The sequence below is a fragment of the Ktedonobacter racemifer DSM 44963 genome, assembly GCF_000178855.1.
GTDB lineage: Bacteria > Chloroflexota > Ktedonobacteria > Ktedonobacterales > Ktedonobacteraceae > Ktedonobacter > Ktedonobacter racemifer.
Window position 1 is genome coordinate 1248070 of the sequence record NZ_ADVG01000005.1, and the last position, 16336, is coordinate 1264405.

The following is a 16336-nucleotide window of genomic DNA, read 5'->3' on the forward strand; positions in this document are numbered from 1 at the left end:
AGGGCTCCCTTTTCTATGCTTGCTGACGTAATACGGTCTCGATGCTCTGCACCATCTCCTGCAAATGCGCCTCTTCTTGCGCTAGTGAGAGAAAGCAAGACTCAAACTGCGAGGGCGGCAAGTAGTAACCTCGCTCCAACATCTCCCAGAAGTAGCTGGCGAAGCGCTCAGCACTGGCGCGTTTGGCGTCCGCGTAGTTGTGAACTGGCTCGCGGGTAAAGTAGAGGCAGAACATGGCGCCGATACGTACTATTTGGGCATCACTATTAGTATCGTGCAAAACACGCGCGATGCCTTCGCCCAGGAGCTGGCTCTTCTGCTCTAATAGCTCATACTGGCCCGGCTTACGCAGCTCTTTTAGAGTCGCGATACCCGCGGCCATCGCCAGAGGATTTCCCGAGAGTGTGCCCGCCTGGTACATGGGACCCAACGGCGCGACCACCTGCATAATTTCACGTCGCCCACCATAGGCCCCCACAGGAAGACCACCGCCGATAATCTTGCCAAAGCAGGTCAGGTCAGGCGTGATCTGGACACGTTCCTGCATGCCACCCAGCGCCACACGGAAACCTGTCATGACCTCGTCGAAGATTAACAGGGCGCCATGCTTCGCAGTAAGCTCGCGGAGCAACTCCAGAAATCCTGGGACCGGGAGAACCAGGCCCATATTGGCCGCGACAGGCTCGACAATAACCGCCGCAATCTCATTGGCATACGTCTCAAAAACTTGCTTGATCGCTTCTTTATCATTATAGGGAACCGAGAGGGTATTGGCCGTGGTCTCGCTGGGCACACCGGGGCTATCGGGCAGGCCCAGCGTGGCCACACCCGAGCCAGCCTGTACCAGCAGCATATCCGCGTGTCCATGGTAGCAGCCGGTAAATTTGACGATCTTGCTGCGACCCGTGTAGGCACGTGCGACGCGGAGCGCGCTCATAGTGGCCTCAGTACCGGAATTGACGAAGCGGATCATCTCAACCGAGGGGACGCTCTCGATCACCAGGCGTGCCAATTCGGTCTCAGCCTGAGTTGGGGCGCCAAAGGTAAAGCCTCGTTTGCTGGCCTCAGTCACCGCCTCAAGCACGCTGGGATAGCCAAAGCCAAGAATCATCGGCCCCCAGGACTGAACAAAATCGAGATAGCGATTGCCGTCGACATCATAGAGGTAGGCGCCCTCACCTCGCTCAATAAAGACCGGCTCTCCGCCTACCCCACGAAAGGCACGCACCGGGCTATTGACGCCACCGGGCATGACCTGTTGTGCCTCCTGAAAGAGCGCACGCGACCTGGACAAATTGAGCTTGCGCTCACTCGCGCTCTGCTGACTCATGTTAACGCTCCTCTCTCTACACATGGGACGTGGTGTGGTATTGTAGCCGCGTACGCCAGTAGCAGGTTACAATACCACACCACGTCCCCTTCTATTTTTATTCGTGTTCTACGCACCAATGGCGTCGAGAATCTGGTCGATCTCCTCCAGGACACACATAAACATGGGAGTATCGCGCAGGGTGTACTGGCTAGCCTCGGTCTCGCGCAGTTCCTGCACCAGGTCGAGGAAATCAGCGATGCTATCCGACTCGAAAGCGACAACGAACTCCTGATCGTCGATACCGAAGGAATAGGTGGTATTGAGTTTGATCTGCGGATATTTCAGGCCCACACGAATATGCTCGTTCATCATGCGCTTGCGCTCTTCGAGCGAGAGCATATACCAGGGGCGCGTCTTGACGAAGGGGTACACAAAGAGGTACTTGCTATCCTCGGGCGAGATCACCAGGCGTGGATCGTGCGCGCCACGCGCGTTTTTCCCCACATAGACCGAACGCTTGGTCATGGCCAGAAAGGCCTGCGCCTCGCGCAGGTAGGGACCCATCGGGCTACGACGAATCTGGCTGCTCAGCCAGCGCAGATCCTCAGCCTCGTAGGTTGCGGTCCAGAGCATAAAGTCGCAGTCGGAACGCACACCGTAGAGGCCATAACTACGGATCAACGCACGCTCAGAGTAGGCATCAACAATGCGCTTAAGCTCACGCTTACCCTGCTCGCGCACCTCGGCGGGCAGCAATTGCCACTGCTGATCCAGTTTGTAGAAGGTGAACCGTACCAGTTGGCGTGGCTGTTTGGGTTTGGGCTGGGCGGGCGCGGCTGCGGGAGCCGTCTCCCGCGTCTCGTGCTGTACTGGTTGTGTGATCTCAGTTGTCTGTTCTGCCATAACGTTTATTCCTCTATCATGAATTATTTCAGTAAAAAAAGCAAAAATATAGCTTAAGCACTCACAGCGTGATTGATAGCCTCTACCAGGCCATCAATCGTAAAGGTCTGGGCCTCGATGTCGACATGCAGACCCAGGTCGCGTGCGGTCTGGGATGTGATGGGGCCGATACTGGCGATGCGCACACCCGCGAGCAGTTCCGTAGCGTCCAGGCCTACACCCTGCGTGCATGAGTTGAGCCAGGACACAAAGTTACGTACCGTCGAGGAGCTGGTAAAGGTCAGGACGTCCAGTTCATGACGCTGTAGGCGACGCAGAATCTCGCGTCCCTGCTCATCATCGCTCGCGACCGGCCTGGTATAATAGGCCGGCACTTCATCTACCTGCGCCCCCGCCTGCTCCAACTCGACCACCAGCACTTTACGCGCCTCGGCGGCCCGCGCCAACAGAATACGCTGGCCCTGTAGAGAGAGCTCCTTTTGCCGCGCCCACTCGTGCATGGCCGCAATGACGCCCTCGGCCACATATTCTTCTGGCACGAGGTCCGCATGCAGGCCATAATCCTGCAAGGTCGCGGCTGTTGCGGGTCCAATGGTGGCAATATGTAGCCCGGGCGAGACCTCGCGTAAGCGCGCGGTTTCCAGGCCCAGGGCGCGCAGGCGTTGCATACAGATGGAGACGCCATTCGCACTGGTCAGGATCAGCCAATCATAGGCCAGGGACTGCTCAGCAGCATACAGGCGGTGTAGCGCGGCGTCGAGCTGGCTCCAGTCCTGGGGTGGCTCAATACGAATGGTGGGAAACTCAATAGGCAGCGCTCCCAAAGCGCGCAACCGCTCGCTAAAGACTGATGCCTGTTCGCGTGTACGCGTAACCAGAATACGCTGGCCCTGTAGAGATTGAGTGACCGCCTGCATCTCAGACATGTTGCTGCTCCTGCACACGACTCCCATCCAGCTCCGCGATAATATCGTGCGCGCCCTGCGCCAGCGCTATCTCAGCCAGTTCGATACCTAGACGCTCGGCATTCTCCAGGAAGGCATATGCGTTCCAACCTGTCTCCTGCTGCACGAGAATCCGTCGCTGCCCATCCAGGCTCGTTACCAGTCCGCGCAACACCAGGCGTTCATCAATGATATGAGCGTGGGCCGCGACCGGGAGATAACACCCCGCGCCCAGGCGACGCATAAACATGCGCTCGGCGCTCGTTGCGGCCTGGACGTTCCGATCCTGCAAAGGTGCCAGTAGTTCACGGAAAGCTGGCTCGTCGCGAATCTCCAGGCCCAGCGCACCCTGCCCTGGCGCGGGCAGCATCTGCGCAACTGGGAAATAACTGAGCTTCCCCTCTAGTGTGCCTTGCAGGTCCAGACGATGTAGTCCCGCTGCCGCCAGGATGATCGCATCATACTCACCCGCCTCAAGCTTGCGCAGGCGTGTATCGACGTTCCCACGTAGAGAGAGGATCTCCGCGTCGGGGCAGAGATGACGAATCTGTGCGGTACGGCGCAAACTACAGGTGCCGATGCGGGGAGCGCGCCCAGGCGTTATCCCTTCCAGTGTACCCCGCGCCGAAATATGTAGATCACCCTTTGAGACGAGCACATCGCGCACATCCTCGCGTGGTCCTGGCGTAAGCACGCAGAGTCCCTCTGGCTGCGCGGTTGGCAGATCCTTCAGGCTATGCACCGCGATATCGATACGCCGCTCCTGAAGCGCACTCTCAATTTCAGTGACAAATACACCGTCGCCACCAATGCGCGAGAGCGGCACACTCGTCACCCGGTCGCCTGTGGTGCGAATCTGCTCAATCGCAATTTCAAGGCCTGGCCACTGCTGATGTATCCGCTCGATGATCCACTGCGTCTGTATCATGGCGAGCTTGCTTGCTCGCGTTCCGATCGTGATTCGTTTCATTATTATCATCTTCCAAAGCAAAGAGATAGCGCATAGCTTCGGCGTAGACATGCCCCTGTCCACCCGCTGCCGCGTCCTTCAAGCGTAAAGTCGGTGTATGCAAAACTTTATTGACAAGGCGATGGGTTAATTCTTGAATAGCCGCCACCTCTCGCTCCGAGAGCGAGGCGGAGAGCTGGCGTAATGTACGGGCAAGTTCCTGCTGGCGCAACACCTCAACCTGTTTGCGCAGGTCGCTAATCGTGCCAACCACGCTCAACGAGGAGAGCCAGCGTTCAAAGGCCTCGACCTCTTGTGCGATAATTGTGCGTACGTGCTCGGCCTCTTGCCAACGCAAATGAATACCTCTGTCCACCTCAGACTGCAAATCATCTATATTATAAAGATGTACACCAGGCAGGTCGGCGACTCCGGGTTCGACATCACGAGGAAGCGCGATATCAACCAGCAAGAGCGGGCGACCAGCGCGCCTGGCCATGACCTGCTGCATCATATCCAAGTTAATAAGGGCGCGCGGAGCCTTCGTCGAGCTAATTACTACATCGGCATCTACCAGCGCGGGGAGTAGCTCAGCAAAGGTGCGATGTTTCGCGCCTATCGTCTCGACCAGTTCCGTGGCGTGCGCGTAGGTGCGATTGACAATCGTCAAATTATGCGCCCCATTGTCATAGAGATTGCGCGCCGCCAGTTCACTCATCTGGCCCGAGCCAACCAATAAAACGGCCGCCTCCTCAAGCCGGGGAAAGAGATGGCGTGCTAGCTGCACGGCAACATGGCTAAGAGAGGTGGCACTGCGGCTGATACCTGTCTCATTGCGCGCACGTTTCCCGGTCGTGATTGCGGCACGAAAAAGCGCCGAGAGGATGGGGCCACTCAGGCCAGCCCCCTGCGCAATCTCCAGCGCATCTACGACCTGTCCTTGAATCTGAGGTTCACCGGGAACGAGAGAGCGAAGACCACAAGCCACGCTAAAGAGGTGGGTTACGGCTTCCTGGCCGGTGAAAGTGTAGCAGTGCTCGAGGAGTTCCTCGCCTGCCACCTCCCGCGACTCACTTAATACACGCAATAAGTCGGCAATTCCTTGCTTTTTATCCTCACATACAGCGTAAAGCTCAATGCGGTTACAGGTTGAAATCAGCATACTCTCTTGTGAAATCTGGCGCGCCGCACTCAGGACCTGAGGAACCTGGCGCGCTGAGCATGAAAGACGCTCACGCAACGCGATAGGTGCTGTCGTGTGATCGGCACCAACAACAACAATATCCATGAAAACCTCAGAAATCTCAAAAAATTTAAGTGTCTATGTAGATTTTAGCGAATTTCAGAAAATCGTCAAGTCCTATTAGCACTATCTCCTATCGGTAAAATCCCTTATTTTTTCTCAGGTGGGCGCCATCGACGTGACCCGCATCAAGCGCGTGAAGCCTCTTGCTAGAGAGAGTAGAAGAGGGTCAGTTGCTACTGTGGTGCTGGTAGGCAGTCTGCGGCTGCCCACCAGCACCACAGTAGCAACCAGAGCGAGCACCGTAGACGCGAAAGGTCAAATCCCAAACCTGCACATTATATAACGAGTAACCATACAAGCAAGCCTATTTGCCTGGCAGAAACTAGGAGAGTCGACCCATTACCACTGACATTTATTGACAATGTTCTTTAAATTCGTTAAAAAATGCAGAAAGAGACATTTTTGCCTCTTTGTATATTTATTTTGTTTTTTAGTTTTTAGCGTACAAGTAGGTTTTCTATTTATGTTTGAAGAGAAAACACAACAGCAGACAACATCAGGTGGTAAGTTTGGTGGACGCAGTGGAACGTTTCGTCGCATGAGTTTCCAACTCTCCAAACAACATGCAGAACACTTTGTCTTTCCTTGCCCCAGATGCGGCACCGAGCTTCCAGTTGATGACGCCACATGCCGGGCGTGTGGCTTCCACCCCCATCCCAGCCGACCGCTACCAGAGCTGTCTCCGGCGTCCGCCAGCCCCCATCCCGTTGATACGCTGGTGCCAGCTAAACCCACGGCGCCTTCCCTGGATCTTCACTCAACGCCGGAAGCGCAGACCCTCGCCTCACTCTTAGAACAACTCGCGCCTGTACGTAGCAATACGCCTCCGCCCTCAGGCGTCCAGTGGCACACCCCAACGAGCGCATATCACGAGGAGCTTCCTCCCTCCTCGATAAATCCGCATTCGCCCCTCTCTCCCCTACCAGAACCCAACTCATATGTATTTGGGACAAGCCGTGAGGCAGGGTCCAACGTCACCACATCCGCACCTGCACATTTGCAAGCATATGATATGCTTCCCTTTCAACCTATCGACACGGCCTTCACGAACAACAGCCTGGATCAGGGAACCGGCTCTGCCCCTCTCCCTTCAGCACCGCCAGAAAAGGGGGCAAGACTCATCTCACACCAACAGGCACCAATGGCCTTCCTACTGGACACAGGAGAGAGCTCAGACCTACTCTTTTCCCAGCCTGCCATGCCAGATGCGGTAACCAAGCAAGCAGCAGAGAGCATGCTCAACGCGCTTTCCTTCCCAGACAATATTCAGGCTAGCGTCTATACGCAAGGGATGGCCTTCCCTCAGCTTCCCGAGACGCCTCAGCCACTTATACAGGCATCTCACATACCAGAGACATATCCGCCAGCCCCTGCAAGCATGGATCTCTCCATCGCGGACCTGCCCACGGCGATCATAGCCGTGCCAGACCTTGCGCAGCAGCCTTCGTTTAGCCTGAAGGCTGCCAGCGAGGCCACAGAGAAATGGCGTCGGAGCTGGCTTGAACGCCAACGAGCGGAGGCCGCGCCCGCCCTGGATGTCCCCCGTGGTCAGGCGGATGTCCCCTCGCCCCTCTCCCTACGCGAGAGCATTATGCGCCTACGCGCCGCGCGCCGCTCGCAAAGGCACCCACCAGTACAGTGACAAAGCGAAGTAAAAATCGAGCTACTGACATACGGCTGTCACACATGGAGCACATACTAGAGATAAGAACTTCATAATAATCGCAGGGGAGAGGAAGTAGCCCATGACAATCATTCACACAGAGCAACAACTGGTGACCTTGATCAATGTCTTCACAGTCGAGCCAGGGCGCCAGCAGGAGCTTGTTGATTTTCTGGCCCATATCACGGCCACCATTATCAACAAGCAGCCTGGCTATATATCGGCAAACATTCACAAGAGTCTGGATGGGACCAAAGTCACCAACTATGCACAATGGCGCAGCCAGGCCTACTTTGAGGCCATGCTGAACAATCCTAAGGCCCGTGAGCATATGCAGCAGGTGATGCAGATCGCCACGAAGGCCGAGCCCACCCTCTACGAAGTCGCCTACATCGACCACGTCGAGGAGCACACACCACACGCATCAGGCATCTAACGCCTGGGAAAGGTCGGATGAAGGGAGACGACGCTCCGCTCGCCCCCTTCGCCCGCGAGCGCCATTGAGATGAGATGTTGATGTGAGCGTATCAAACCAGTAGGGAGATCAACGGGAGCAAAAAACCGCGCCTCGATGATCTCCCGTGCATCCAGCCTGCGCTCGCCTCCCATCAGGCGTCCAACGAAGCTAACCTCCATACGTAATTTATAGCCGCTGACCAGGCGCAAGACACGCTCTATCTCCACTTCATAGCCTGTCTCCTCGCGCACCTCGCGGCAGACCGTCTCCTCAAGCGACTCACCATGTTCGGCGTAACCTCCTGGCAGGCCCCAGGACCCCTCACGCCAGAAACGATGACGCAGCAATAAGATCTCCCCCTGCTCATTGAAAATCACGCCCGAGACGCCGACGATATATTTATGGTGCATAAACCAGAGGAGATACCACTGCAATGTCCCTATTTTCAGCAAATTCCATAATCTCACTAATATAGCATTCATTCCCTTTATTCCTTGCATAGCAAAACAAAAAGGTAGGAGGGCTTGCCGCCTTGCAAGGCCCTCCTACCACATGAGGGGGAACTCAGAGTAAAGGTGCGATCCTCATATACGAAAGCTGACTTGGCTTAGCGAGATCGCGCTCGCTCGCGCTCCTGTCGCCAGGCTGCCTCGATGCACTGCTTCATCAGCATTACATTGGTCAATGGTCCGACACCTCCGGGCACTGGAGTCAGCGCGCCAGCCACCGCGCTCACCGAGGCATAGTCTACATCACCCACAATTCCACCCTCTGGGAGCGCGTTGGTGCCAACGTCAATGACTGTTGCTCCAGGCCGAACCATTTCCGCCTTTACCATAGTAGGACGTCCGACAGCCACAATCAGGATATCACTTTCACGCATAACTTCGCGTAAATTCTGCGTACGCGAGTGACAGATCGTCACGGTCGCGTTGCGCTGCAAGAGCATCAGGGCCAGTGGCTTGCCAACAACATTGCTGCGCCCCAGTATGACTACGCGCTTCCCCTCAATGGGCGTCTGGGTGCGCTCAAGGATTTCCACCACAGCCGCGGCGGTCGAGGGATGGAAGCTGGGGAACCCCAACGCCAGGTTGCCAGCACTCTGGAGGCTAATGCCATCGATATCCTTCTCGGCCGCGAGTGTCTCAGCCACCAGGCGCTGAGAGAGATGCTCTGGCAGCGGCATCTGCACAATCACGCCATGCATGGCTGGATCGCTATTCAGGCGCAAAAGCGCATCGCGCAGACCCTCGGTGGTTGTATCCGCAGGCAGAAGCTCCAGGCGTGCCTCCACGCCCAACTCTTTGGCGATACGCAGGATGGCCTTGGTATAAACGCCCGAGGCCGCGTCACCCTCCACGCGTACTACTACCAGGCCCGGCGCACGCTGATAGGTCTGCTGAAAGCGCTGCACCTCCTCTTTCAGTTCAGTTTTAATCTCCGCACTCAGTTTCTTTCCATCAAGTACAGTTGCCGTCATGCTACTTAGCACCTCTCTCCTCAATTGCGCGATTGACCCCTAGCGCCTCTTCCGTAATCTGTCCCAGCGCGCCATCTAGCCGTCCCTGCAACTCCTGAGCCTTGTCTGCATCCTTCAGGGAGGTAATGTTGACATTGACCATCCAGGCTGCTCCGTTCCCTGTGGCCAGGGCCAGCGACGTCGCGGTCGCAATATCGCTGAGCACATTTTTGTTGCCGATCTCGGCGACGCGCTTGCAGCAGCGCGCAAGCTCAAGCGCGCGCTCGACCATCTCTAGTGGCACCAGAGCCGCCTCGACAAGCGCACCCTGTACGGCCTGTTGGCGCGCCTCTTTCTCTTCGCTGGTCCCGCGTGGCATCTTAAAGCAGCTTGAAAGCTTGCCATAGGCCTCAATATCCAGGCGCATCAACTCCTGAAAGCGAGCGCGCAGGCCCTCGCCCTGTTCGATCAGGTCGCCAATCTCTTGCTGGACCACTGTATAATCGGCCTTGCCTACGGTGAGCCGCGCCACCATACATGCCAGGCTCGCGCCCATCGCTCCGGTCAGCGCCGAGGCGGAGCCGCCACCTGGCGTAGGCTGCGCGGAGGCCAGGTCATCTAAATATTGCTGTAGTGTCTTGTCTAAATACATATGTTCTACCCTCATAGGTAATAATATCTTTTTCAACACTCGCGGGGCTTGGAAATTTCCACTCTCCATTCTAGCATCGCGTTCCGCAAGCCGTCGAGAGCGCATGACCACTGTCAGGCTCTCCAGTTCGCCACCATACGCCACTACCCGGCAGTACTACCCAGCGCACACAAAACTGGAGGAACCTCAATAAGAGAGTTTACACCTCTCTTCCTCCATGATACCAACATAGGATACCCACCAGTTAAGAGCGATGTGCGATAGCATCAAGCCGTGTATTGTTCGACGCTGATTCGTCCATCGAGACCTTCTCTGGGATAAGACACATGATGCGCACACAATAAAAGAGCAACGCTCTCGGTGATATCTGCATGAATCTCATCCTTGACAATAGAAGTGGGAGAATACTCTCTATGATTGTCATCGCAGAGAGCACCAAAACGTAGCATCTTTTTTAGGATATTTCTCTCGTACGCCATCCTCCGGACCCCTTCGGAGCTGCCTGGCGATAAGATCGGCAAGAAGATTATGCTGGCTCAGCAGCTAAACATAAAGTTCCCTCACAAGTATGCTATACTGTTAGGGAACTTTGCGTTTAGCAGTTAATAAACAGGTGGCGAAGAGAGAGACGCATGACGCGATCAACACCTACCATTGAGAAGAACACCCTTGTGACTCATGAAGGCAAGCGGGCGATTGAGATTGCTGTTGGGTCGGCGGCATGGTTTGAGTGGGTGGGAAGAGAGCGCTCGACGCTCTTTGCTTTTCATGCACCAGAGGGCAGCTATACGGCACGCAAGGAGGGATCTGGCAGCGGGCGCGGTGGGTGGTACTGGAAGGCGTATCGCAAACACCAGGGCAAGCTGTATCGCGCATACATGGGCAAAGGGGAGGATCTGACGCTAGCGCGGCTTCAGGAGATCGCACAGGCGCTTTCATCAAGGATAGCAAGCGAGGAGAAAGCGAGTGAAGAACCCTCTGGGGCAAAACCTCTGGCTACACACGGGGAAGGCTTGCATCAGGCGGCCACTCCGCTGCTGGAGACACGGCTACGGCCCCCGCGCCTACCAGCCCAACTGGTCGAACGTGCTCCTCTGCTGGCGCTGTTAGATGGCAGCCGACAGCAAAAGTTAACCCTCGTGCACGCTCCAGTTGGCTTTGGCAAGACCACGCTGGTCAGCCGCTGGCTAGCGCGTCGCCAGGCGCAGGCTCCTCTGTTTGCGGCCTGGCTTTCGCTTGAAGTGGGCGATAACGATCCACTGCGCTTCTGGTCAACGCTGATCGCTGCCTGCCAGCTTTCTGACGAGCAAATCGGCCAGACGGCCCTGGGACAGCTCTCCCAGAGTGCCCGACAACCTTTCACGCAGGCGCCATTGCAGGCGGCGCTCGCGTTTCTGCTCAACGATCTGAGCCGCTTTGTCCAGGAGGGCGTAGTGGTTTTAGAGGATTATCATCTGATTGAGCACGCTCAGATCCACGAAACGCTGGCCTTTTTCATCGAGAACCTGCCAGCCTCGCTCCATGTCATCATCCTGACACGCAGCCTACCACCACTTCCACTAGTGCGCTGGCGCGCCCATGGGCACCTGCTGGAGATCCAGACCTCCCAATTGCGTTTCTCCCTGGAGGAAACGACGCTCTTTCTCCAGCAATTCCTCCAACAGGCACTCGCCGAGGAGTTCCTGCACACGCTCTATACGCAACTGGAGGGCTGGGCTGCTGGTCTGCGCCTGCTGGCCTTGAGCCTACAAAGCCAGAGAACACCCCAGGCAATCAAGGCTGCGCTCAAACAACTGAGCGAAAACTCCACAGTTGAGCGCGCTCATCGCCCAATCCAGGAGTTTTTCCTGAGCGAAGTACTTGCCGCCCAGCCGGAGCCGCTCCAGCTCTTTTTGCTCCAGACTAGCCTGCTTGGTCGTCTGAGCGGCTCGCTGTGTGATGCGCTGACAGGCAGACATGATGGTGCTGAGTGGCTAGAGATGGTAGCGCGCAATGGATTCTTTCTCGATGCACTGGACAATGCTGGCGAGTGGTATCGCTATCACACCCTCTTCGCCGAGGCCATGCGAGCCGAGGCAGAGCGCCGTTTAGGAACCGGGACGCTGCGCGAACTGTCGGCGCACGCCAGCTCCTGGTATGAAGAACATGCCATGCTCGCGGAAGCCATCGAGGCCGCCCTGTTCGCGCAAGACTTCGAGCGAGCCGGGCGACTGATCGAAAACCTCAACGAGCATGCCTACTCCAACGAGTACCATACCATGCGCCGCTGGCTGGAACAGATACCACAAAACCTTCTGGCCGCGCACCCTGTCCTCTGCTTCCTCCTCGCCCAGGCGCGCATCTTCACCGAAAAGCATCCAGGTGGGATCTGGCGCATCGAGCCAGCCGAAGACCTGCTCCAACTGGCGGAAAAGGGCTGGCGCGCACAGGGAGATATGCTCCAGATCGGCATTCTCTATGCCTTTCGCGCGACCTTTACCATCATTCACGGCTTTGTCGCGCCTGCCGTCACCTATGCGCGTTCCGCACTCCACCTCCTGCCCACCAGCCCTGAACAAGCATACCAGCAGCGACCAGCGGAGTGGATCGAATGGCACTGCGGCTGCCTGCTCACATTGGGCATGGAATCCATGCAGGCTGGCGCTTTTGCCAGTGCCCGCCAGCATCTCCTTGCAGGCTATACCCTCAGTCTGCGCGTCGAGGACCGTGTCTTCGCCCGCGTCATTGGGCACATGCTAGGCGACGTGTCTCTTGAAATGGGCGAATTGCACCAGGCCGACTCCTATTACCGGCAAGCATTGGCCGAACCTCCCTGGCCAAATGAGACCGGCGAGGATATTTTTCGCATACAAGTTGCGTGCGGATTCATTCGCATTGCCTACGCGTGGAACGAGCTTGACAGGGCGGAGCAACTGGCCCGCGAGGCATCTCATCGACACCACTCCCAGGGCGATTTCCCCGTGGGAGAGGAAGCCGTGCGCACACAGCTAGAACTCTTACGGCTCCTCCTCCTGCGCGCGCGTGGGAAAGAGACCGAGGCACAGACAGCGCTCTCCGCTCTTATCGTACACCTACAAGCAGCCACCCACACGCGCCAGCTTGTTTCCGATGTCCTCCTCTGGCAAGCACGTGTACAGATTCACAATGGTGCCTTCCAGACTGCAGAACACACGCTTGACGAGCTCACCAGCTCTGGACAGAAGTTCACCCCACTGCAACAGCAGTCCATCGACCTCCTCAACGCGCGCCTGCTCCTGGCCCATGGAGAGGCAGCGACCGCTCTACCTCAGCTTGTGCAGCTTCTTAGTCGCGCTCAAGAGGGCCAACACATGTTGAGAATACTGGAAATTCAGCTCCTCATCGCGCTCGCCCATGCCTCCCTCAAACAGGGGCCGGAGAGTAACCAGCAACTCACCCTCGTCCTCGTGCAGGCGCGTGGCGAGGGCTTCCTGCGCCTCTTCCTTGATGAAGGCGAAGAAGTGGAGACCCTCCTGCGCGAACTCCTGCCTTCCCTTACAGAGAAACCCCTGCGCGCCTGGACTCAGAGCATCCTCCACGCCTTTGCTCACCCCTTCTCGCCTCAGACCAGCAGCCCGGACAGCACGCTGTTCGAACCACTCTCCACACAGGAACAGCGCGTGCTCGCCCTCCTCGCCGCCGGGCGTAGCAACCCCGAAATCGCCGAAACGCTGATCATTTCCGTCAACACCGTCAAGGGCCATGTCAAAAGCATTTACCGCAAACTCGACGTCAACAGCCGCATCGAAGCTAGCGCAGCCGCCAGTCGCCTGAAATTGATCTAACAACACCCACTCACAACCACCCGCCCAACTACCCAGTCGGGCGGCGCGCGGCTCCCCCTTTGCCCACTATACTCTGGTCAGTGATGCGAAAGCACATCTGACAATTGACAGTTTAGTAGAGCAGAGGAAAAACAGTGTTTCAGACACATGATAAAGCGATAAACTCTTCGTCTTCTCGCATATGGTTCATCACCGGAAGTTCCACCGGCTTTGGACGAGCCCTAGCTGAGGCCGTCCTGGCTCATGGGGATCGCCTGGTAGCGACCGCGCGCCATCTGGAACAACTCCAGAGCCTGAGCGCCCCTTCTCCCGAGCAGTTGCTCACACTCGCGCTGGATGTTACCAACGAGGCCCAATGCCAGGAGGCAGTTACGCAAGCCATGGAGCGATTCGGGCAGATCGACGTGCTGGTCAACAACGCCGGCTATGGTCTCTTTGGAGCTATCGAAGAAACCTCAGCGCTTGAGGTACGCCAGCAGTTCGAGACCAATGTCTTCGGGCTCCTCAACGTTACCCGCGCGGCTCTGCCCATCCTGCGCGCTCAACGACGCGGGCATATTCTGATGATGTCCTCAATTGGCGGTTTTGTCAGCTTCATGGGAATGGGCATGTACAACGCCAGTAAGCGCGCAGTAGAAGGGCTATCCGACGCGCTGGCCCAGGAAATAGCGCCGCTGGGCATTCACCTGACTATCATTGAACCCGGGTTGTTTCGCACAGACTTTACCGGTCGCTCGCTAAAGGTGGCGGAGCGCAAAATCGAGGACTATGCGCAGACCAGCGGTATGGTGCTTGACTACACCACGAAGAACATCCACGGGCATGAACCAGGCGATCCAGCCCTGGCCGCAGCTGCGATCCTCAAGGTTGTAGAGCATCCCCAGCCGCCCTTGCGCCTGGCCTTGGGAGCTGATGCCCTGGAGATGATGCGCAAAAAACTGGACGAAGTTTCCCAGGAATGGAAAACCTGGGAAGCCACCTCCATCGCCACCGCCTTCCCAACCACCCCAAAGGAGTCGTTATAATGAACACTGCGATAGAGAACACCAGCACTGTGCTTTCTCAGGATGGAACCACGATTAGCTATCTAAGCGTGGGCAGCGGGCCAGCAGTGATTGTGGTACCAGGCGCGCTCTCGCTGGCCCGTGACTATACTGCCTTCGCGCGTGCTCTGGCCGAGCACTTCACTGTTCACACCATGGAACGACGTGGGCGCGGCCAGAGCGGACCACAGGGCAGCGATTACAGTATTAAAAAAGAGTGCGAGGATGTACTCGCGCTGCAGCGCCAAACCAATGCATCCCTGCTCGTCGGCCATAGCTTTGGCGGGCTTGTCGCCCTGGAATCAGCCCGCAACAACCAGGCATTCACCAGAGTAGCCGTCTACGAACCCGGTGTCTCCATCGACGGGTCCATCCCAGCAGGCTGGATACCTGGCTACGAAAAGAAGCTGGCCGAGAACAAGAAACTAGATGCTTTTGTCGAGTTTACCCTCGCCATGGGGCCGGAGTCCGCGCGCAAAACACCACCCTGGCTCATGAAGCGCATGCTGCCGCTTTTCATGAAATCTCACGAGCTCAAGACCATCCTGAGCCTCCTCCAGGAAAATCTGAGTGAACACAAAGAAGTAGCACACCTGGACAACAGCTATAAAAATTACCGGGAAATAGCTGCAAGTGTCCTGCTCATGCATGGCGGCAAAGGCAATACTCCGCAGGCGGACACAAGCATGAAGCGACTCGCAGCAGTCTTCCAGCACGTTGAAACGCGGAAGTTTCCAGCCCTCGACCACTTTGGACTCAATAAAACTGGCCCCCAGGAAGTTGCCAGGGCAGTCAGCGCATACTTTTTGTAGGAACTGTTCTCAACGCCTGTGACACTTCGCCGGGTCAGGGGATGTGACGCTTCGTCAGGTCAGGGGATGTGGTGCCAGGCTGGCGAAGCGTCACATCCCCTGACCTGGCGAGCCACGTAGTGGCGAGAAGTCCTGAATAGAGACAACAAAACAATCATTTTTCCCTGACATAGACCCAAAAAGCCCCGTCGCTCGTCTGTAGAGTGAGTAAAAAAAATAGAGAATAAGGGGTAAGAAGTATGGGTATCACGCCTGGCGCTCTGGAGCATTTAGAGCGCGTTTATGATCTACTGATTGGCTATTATGGAGAACCAGCCTGGGAGCCAGACCATGATCCCCTGGGCGGACTAGTAGGAACAATTCTCTCACAACACACCTCTGACATCAACTCAGGACGCGCCTACCATCAGTTGATAGAGCGGTTTTCCACCTGGGAGGAGGTTCGTGACGCCCCCACCCACGAGGTAGCCGAGGCCATCAAGAGTGGCGGCCTTGCCAATGTAAAAGCGCCCCGCATTCAAAGTGCGCTCCATACGCTCAGCGAGTGGCAGAGAGCGAAGGGAGATACGCGCTCACTTTCCGCATTTCTGCAAGATGAACTCAAAGGGCAGCCACTGGAGGAAGCCTGGCGCTATCTCCAGCAGATGCCAGGCGTGGGACCCAAGACCGCAGCCTGTGTGCTTCTCTTTAATATGGGCCGACCTCTTATGCCCATTGATACCCACCTGCACCGCCTGACGCATCGCCTGGGACTGATCGGTCCCAAGGTCAGCGCCGACCAGGCCCATACCATCTTCCTCAAAGCGCTCCCACCAGAATGGGCCTACACCTTGCATGTAAACCTGATCCGCCACGGGCGCACCATCTGCCATGCCCAGCGCCCTAAGTGTCCACAGTGTCCGCTGCTCTCTGAGTGCGCCTACGCGGGCAGCGTCAATCCCCAGGAGACAATGCTCCCCACCAAATAAAGCACCCTGGCAAGATGAGATGAACAAATTGAGCTATTCACCTCATCTTGCCAGGGCATACTATC

14 protein-coding genes are annotated in these 16336 nt (G+C 56.8%); 6 read left to right on the top strand and 8 right to left on the bottom strand.

Annotated features, from left to right (window positions below; genetic code table 11):
* Positions 1-13: 13 nt before the first annotated feature.
* The 5 genes from hemL to hemA form a co-directional block, all read right to left on the bottom strand.
* Positions 14-1330, bottom strand: coding sequence for a glutamate-1-semialdehyde 2,1-aminomutase (gene hemL / locus KRAC_RS59410; protein WP_007923456.1), 1317 nt, complete (start codon positions 1328-1330; stop codon positions 14-16).
* A 108-nt stretch (positions 1331-1438) separates the two neighbouring features.
* Positions 1439-2215, bottom strand: coding sequence for a chlorite dismutase family protein (locus tag KRAC_RS59415; protein ID WP_007923458.1), 777 nt, complete (start codon positions 2213-2215; stop codon positions 1439-1441).
* 53 nt (positions 2216-2268) lie between these two features.
* The gene (locus KRAC_RS59420; RefSeq protein ID WP_007923460.1) at positions 2269-3141 is read right to left on the bottom strand and encodes a uroporphyrinogen-III synthase; all 873 of its coding nucleotides are present in this window, start codon (positions 3139-3141) and stop codon (positions 2269-2271) included.
* Complete coding sequence (gene hemC / locus KRAC_RS59425) at positions 3134-4087, bottom strand: hydroxymethylbilane synthase (protein ID WP_052569449.1); 954 nt, start codon at positions 4085-4087, stop codon at positions 3134-3136. The genes KRAC_RS59420 and hemC overlap by 8 nt, the downstream gene beginning before the upstream one ends.
* Positions 4032-5396, bottom strand: coding sequence for a glutamyl-tRNA reductase (gene hemA / locus KRAC_RS59430; RefSeq protein ID WP_007923464.1), 1365 nt, complete (start codon positions 5394-5396; stop codon positions 4032-4034). Before hemA ends, hemC begins: the two co-directional genes overlap by 56 nt.
* Positions 5397-5877: 481 nt before the next feature.
* On the opposite strand from hemA, the gene KRAC_RS59435 reads away from it, so the two are divergent.
* Together KRAC_RS59435 and KRAC_RS59440 are read left to right on the top strand one after the other, a co-directional pair.
* A complete protein-coding gene (locus KRAC_RS59435) occupies positions 5878-7056 on the top strand; it encodes a zinc ribbon domain-containing protein (RefSeq protein WP_007923465.1) in 1179 nt (392 codons plus the stop codon).
* Between the two features lie 103 nt (positions 7057-7159).
* Positions 7160-7513, top strand: a complete 354-nt coding sequence (locus KRAC_RS59440; protein ID WP_007923466.1) for an antibiotic biosynthesis monooxygenase family protein — start codon at positions 7160-7162, stop codon at positions 7511-7513.
* On the opposite strand, the gene KRAC_RS59445 is transcribed toward KRAC_RS59440, so the two are convergent.
* The 3 genes from KRAC_RS59445 to KRAC_RS59455 all read right to left on the bottom strand — a co-directional run bounded on the left by KRAC_RS59445 (position 7510) and on the right by KRAC_RS59455 (position 9645).
* The gene (locus tag KRAC_RS59445) at positions 7510-8016 is read right to left on the bottom strand and encodes an NUDIX domain-containing protein (RefSeq protein WP_007923467.1); all 507 of its coding nucleotides are present in this window, start codon (positions 8014-8016) and stop codon (positions 7510-7512) included. The genes KRAC_RS59440 and KRAC_RS59445 overlap by 4 nt on opposite strands.
* Positions 8017-8141: 125 nt before the next feature.
* Positions 8142-9014, bottom strand: coding sequence for a bifunctional 5,10-methylenetetrahydrofolate dehydrogenase/5,10-methenyltetrahydrofolate cyclohydrolase (locus KRAC_RS59450; protein ID WP_007923468.1), 873 nt, complete (start codon positions 9012-9014; stop codon positions 8142-8144).
* Between the two features lies 1 nt (position 9015).
* Positions 9016-9645, bottom strand: a complete 630-nt coding sequence (locus KRAC_RS59455) for a cyclodeaminase/cyclohydrolase family protein (RefSeq protein ID WP_007923471.1) — start codon at positions 9643-9645, stop codon at positions 9016-9018.
* 632 nt (positions 9646-10277) lie between these two features.
* Between KRAC_RS59455 and KRAC_RS59465 the strand changes: the two genes are divergently transcribed.
* From KRAC_RS59465 to KRAC_RS59480, 4 genes are all read left to right on the top strand, one after another.
* Positions 10278-13448 (top strand): winged helix-turn-helix domain-containing protein, encoded by a 3171-nt coding sequence (locus KRAC_RS59465; protein ID WP_007923475.1) that lies wholly within the window; start codon positions 10278-10280, stop codon positions 13446-13448.
* Positions 13449-13582: 134 nt separating this feature from the next.
* Complete coding sequence (locus tag KRAC_RS59470; protein ID WP_007923477.1) at positions 13583-14473, top strand: oxidoreductase; 891 nt, start codon at positions 13583-13585, stop codon at positions 14471-14473.
* Positions 14473-15303: an alpha/beta hydrolase gene (locus KRAC_RS59475; protein ID WP_007923478.1), complete on the top strand. Its 831-nt coding sequence runs from the start codon at positions 14473-14475 to the stop codon at positions 15301-15303. Before KRAC_RS59470 ends, KRAC_RS59475 begins: the two co-directional genes overlap by 1 nt.
* A 239-nt stretch (positions 15304-15542) precedes the next feature.
* Entirely contained in the window at positions 15543-16271 is a 729-nt protein-coding gene (locus tag KRAC_RS59480) for an endonuclease III domain-containing protein (RefSeq protein ID WP_007923479.1), read from the top strand.
* Positions 16272-16336: the final 65 nt, after the last annotated feature.

Coding starts and splice junctions, on each gene's coding strand:
- KRAC_RS59440 (WP_007923466.1), top strand. CDS start 7,160: ATGACAATCATTCACACAGAGCAACAACTGGTGACCTTGATCAATGTC.
- KRAC_RS59465 (WP_007923475.1), top strand. CDS start 10,278: ATGACGCGATCAACACCTACCATTGAGAAGAACACCCTTGTGACTCAT.
- hemA (WP_007923464.1), bottom strand. CDS start 5,396: ATGGATATTGTTGTTGTTGGTGCCGATCACACGACAGCACCTATCGCG.
- KRAC_RS59480 (WP_007923479.1), top strand. CDS start 15,543: ATGGGTATCACGCCTGGCGCTCTGGAGCATTTAGAGCGCGTTTATGAT.
- hemC (WP_052569449.1), bottom strand. CDS start 4,087: ATGATACAGACGCAGTGGATCATCGAGCGGATACATCAGCAGTGGCCA.
- KRAC_RS59420 (WP_007923460.1), bottom strand. CDS start 3,141: ATGTCTGAGATGCAGGCGGTCACTCAATCTCTACAGGGCCAGCGTATT.
- hemL (WP_007923456.1), bottom strand. CDS start 1,330: ATGAGTCAGCAGAGCGCGAGTGAGCGCAAGCTCAATTTGTCCAGGTCG.
- KRAC_RS59435 (WP_007923465.1), top strand. CDS start 5,878: ATGTTTGAAGAGAAAACACAACAGCAGACAACATCAGGTGGTAAGTTT.
- KRAC_RS59415 (WP_007923458.1), bottom strand. CDS start 2,215: ATGGCAGAACAGACAACTGAGATCACACAACCAGTACAGCACGAGACG.
- KRAC_RS59445 (WP_007923467.1), bottom strand. CDS start 8,016: ATGAATGCTATATTAGTGAGATTATGGAATTTGCTGAAAATAGGGACA.
- KRAC_RS59475 (WP_007923478.1), top strand. CDS start 14,473: ATGAACACTGCGATAGAGAACACCAGCACTGTGCTTTCTCAGGATGGA.
- KRAC_RS59450 (WP_007923468.1), bottom strand. CDS start 9,014: ATGACGGCAACTGTACTTGATGGAAAGAAACTGAGTGCGGAGATTAAA.
- KRAC_RS59455 (WP_007923471.1), bottom strand. CDS start 9,645: ATGTATTTAGACAAGACACTACAGCAATATTTAGATGACCTGGCCTCC.